Consider the following 3625-nt stretch of genomic DNA (forward strand, 5'->3'; position numbering starts at 1 on the left):
ACACTAAAAACAAAAACTACTCAAAAAATAACTCTAAAGCCCCTTAGCAGAATGGCCACAAGTACCCGATATCCAGACGAAGACACACCACCCCTTAAACGTTTTGATCAACAAGATGCAAACGAAGCTATTAATTGCGCCGCAGCAGTGCTGGTTCAAGTTGAAAGCTGGGATTCACATTGAGCAAACCTTTACTGCTGTTAATTGATGGCCATTCACTGGCTTTTCGTAGCTTTTACGCCTTCTCAAAAGGTGGCGAAGGCGGGTTGAGCACAAAGGCTGGGGTGCCCACAAGTGTTACCTATGGCTTTTTAAAAGCGTTGCTTGATAATTGCAAACCATTAAAACCAGATGGTTTGGTAGTGGCATTTGATACCGCTGAACCAACCTTTCGCCATAAGGCAGATGAAACTTATAAGGCCCATCGAGATGTGGCACCAGAACATTTCTTTAGTGACCTTGCAAACCTGCAACAAATCCTTAAAGAAAGCCTTGATATCCCCCTCGTGATGGCACCGGGTTATGAAGCAGACGATGTGCTCGGCACCTTGGCAAACCGTGCTGCAACAGAAGGCTGGCGGGTGCGAATCCTCTCAGGCGATCGCGATCTATTTCAACTGGTAGACGACCAGCGCGATATTTCTGTGCTCTACATGGGGGGTGGCCCCTATGCAAAAAACAGTGGCCCCACGGAAATTCGCCGCGAAGGGGTTATCGCCAAATTGGGGGTTACCCCAGAAGAAGTGGTGGATCTAAAGGCCCTCACAGGCGATAGTTCAGACAACATCCCAGGAGTTAAAGGTGTTGGCCCAAAAACTGCAATCAATTTGCTAAAAGAATTTCAAGATGTGGATGGTATTTATGCCGCCCTTGAGCAATTAAAAGGCCCAAAAGATTGTAATGGCAGCCTCAAAGGGGCATTGATTGAAAAATTAAGGGCCGATCGAGACAATGCTTACCGCTCAAGAATGCTGGCTGAAATCCTTATAGATGTACCCCTACCAACCGAACCACGGCTGCAGCTTGGAACTGTAAAATCAGACGAACTTAGCAGCAACCTAGAGGAATTAGAACTGCATAGCCTCGTAAAACAGGTAGTAAATTTTGCCCAGCTATTTTCGCTGGAAAAACCAGAACAAATAAGCAATATAAACTCCCTAAGTAATCATCTCCAAGATAATTCTCAGGGCAGTCCCAACGGCAAACTAAATGCTAATGATGAAGAAAATAAATCTGTAGAAGAAAATTCTAATAACTCACACACATTAGAACCTCAGATAATTTCAACAGCTGAGGTTCTTGATTACTTAGTAGCAAAGTTACTAACTTGCACTGATTTCAAGGCACCCATTGCTTTAGATACAGAAACCACCAGCCTCAACCCTTTTCAAGCCGAACTGGTGGGTATTGGGGTGGCATGGGGTGAGGGGATCACTGATTTGGCTTATATCCCAATCGGTCACCAAAACCGGCTCGGCAGCCCAGCCCAGCTGCCCCTCGATGTGGTGCTAACCGCCCTAAATCCTTGGATTATTAGCAGCTCCCATCCAAAGGCGTTACAAAATTCAAAATACGATCGTTTGATTTTGCTGCGCCACGGATTGCCCCTTGGAGGGGTGGCAATAGATACGATGTTGGCTGATTATTTGCTAGATCCAAATGCCAAACATGGCCTGGATGAATTAGCAAAACGCAATTTTAGTTTCACTCCCACTAGCTTCACTGATTTAGTAGCAAAAGGGCAAAATTTCAGTGTTGTATCCATAGAAGCTGCCGCTCAATATTGCGGTATGGATGTGCATCTCACCTGGCGATTAGCTCAGCTGCTACGAGAGAAATTGAGCGCCAGTGGCGAAGCATTAAATCAGCTTCTTGATGATTTAGAGCTGCCATTAGAGCCAGTGCTCGCGCTGATGGAAGCAACTGGCATTCGTATTGATATTCCTTACCTGCAGGAATTGGGAGCTGAAATGGCAAAACAATTGCAATTGCTTGAGCTAGCAGCCCGCGCAGAAGCAGGTGTTGATTTCAATCTGGCCAGCCCAAAACAACTGGGGGAATTGCTATTTGAAACCCTCGGGTTGGATCGCAAAAAATCGCGTAAAACAAAAACCGGTTGGAGCACTGATGCAGCGGTGCTTGAAAAATTAGAAGCCGATCATCCACTGGTGCCATTAGTGCTAGAGCACCGCACATTAAGTAAATTAAAAAGCACTTATGTAGATGCCTTACCGCTGCTGGTGGAAGCGGAAACCAGCCGCGTTCATACCGATTTCAACCAAGCCGTTACTGCCACCGGCAGGCTATCAAGTAGTAATCCAAACCTCCAAAACATTCCAATCCGCACTGCCTACAGCCGGCAGATTCGTAAAGCATTTTTACCCCAAGAAGGCTGGAAGTTATTAAGCGCTGATTATTCCCAAATTGAATTGCGAATTCTAGCTCACTTAAGCAAAGAAGAAGTATTGGTAGATGCCTACAACAACGGCCACGATGTGCATGCACTTACAGCAAGGTTATTGCTAGATAAGGCTCCAACTGAAAGCATAAGTAGTGATGAACGAAGGCTAGGAAAAACAATTAATTTTGGGGTGATCTACGGCATGGGCGCCCAACGTTTCGCAAGGGAGGCCGGAGTAAGCCAAAGCGATGCGAAGGAATTTCTTGTTAAATATAAGCAGAGATATCAAAAAGTATTTGCTTTCCTTGAATTACAAGAAAGGTTGGCATTAAGCCGCGGCTATGTAGAAACAATTATGGGAAGGCGTCGTTTATTTAATTTTGATCCCAATGGGCTCGGACGCCTTAAAGGCAAAGATCCCCTTGAGATCAACCTTGAAGTAGCCCGCAGAGGAGGCATGGAAGCGCAGCAACTACGAGCAGCTGCCAATGCACCAATTCAAGGCTCAAGCGCCGATATTATTAAAATTGCAATGGTGCAATTACAACAAAAACTAATGGCATCTCAGCTGCAAGCAAGGTTGCTACTGCAAGTTCACGATGAGTTGGTGCTGGAAGCCACGCCAGAAGCTCTGGATCAGGTGCTTACTCTCACCCGTGAAACGATGGAAGCGGCTGTTCTACTTTCAGTGCCTTTAAAAGTAGAGATTGGCGTTGGTCCAAACTGGATGGAAACCAAGTGAAATAACCAACTGAATATGACACTCAAGTTCAACAACACCCTCAGCCGTAAAACTGAAGAATTTCAACCCTTAATTGCCGGCCAGGTAAGTATTTATTGCTGTGGTGTAACCGTATACGACCTATGCCATCTGGGCCATGCCCGCAGTTACATCGCTTGGGATGTGCTGCGCCGTTATCTGATTTGGAGTGGTTACAAAGTTACTTTTGTGCAAAATTACACGGATATAGACGATAAAATTCTCAATCGCGCTACTGCAGAAGGTAGCTCGATGCAGGAAGTTAGTAAGCGCAATATCAGCGCCTTTGAGCTCGATATGGCTCGTTTAAATATTCTGCCCGCCGATCGGATGCCAAGGGCCACCCGTTGCCTTGATGGCATTCGCGCCTTAATAACAGAACTGGAAGCGAAGGGGGCGGCCTACAGCGCTGATGGTGATGTTTATTTCGCCGTAGCAAAAGCAAACGGTTATGGCCTGCTTAG

Annotated in this window: 3 protein-coding genes; all 3 read left to right on the top strand. The window is 46.0% G+C overall.

From position 1 onward, the window contains the following. On the top strand, positions 1–183 hold a 183-nt coding region (locus tag KB557_RS09750; RefSeq protein ID WP_255133698.1), incomplete at its 5' end, for a HEPN domain-containing protein. Next, entirely contained in the window at positions 180–3143 is a 2964-nt protein-coding gene (gene polA / locus KB557_RS09755) for a DNA polymerase I (RefSeq protein WP_255133721.1), read from the top strand. The genes KB557_RS09750 and polA, both read left to right, overlap by 4 nt. A 15-nt stretch (positions 3144–3158) precedes the next feature. After that, positions 3159–3625: class I tRNA ligase family protein (locus KB557_RS09760; RefSeq protein ID WP_255133723.1), on the top strand; the 467-nt coding region annotated here is incomplete at its 3' end.

Origin of the sequence: Synechococcus sp. Cruz CV12-2-Slac-r (assembly GCF_024346075.1) — a bacterium.
GTDB lineage: Bacteria > Cyanobacteriota > Cyanobacteriia > PCC-6307 > Cyanobiaceae > Synechococcus_D.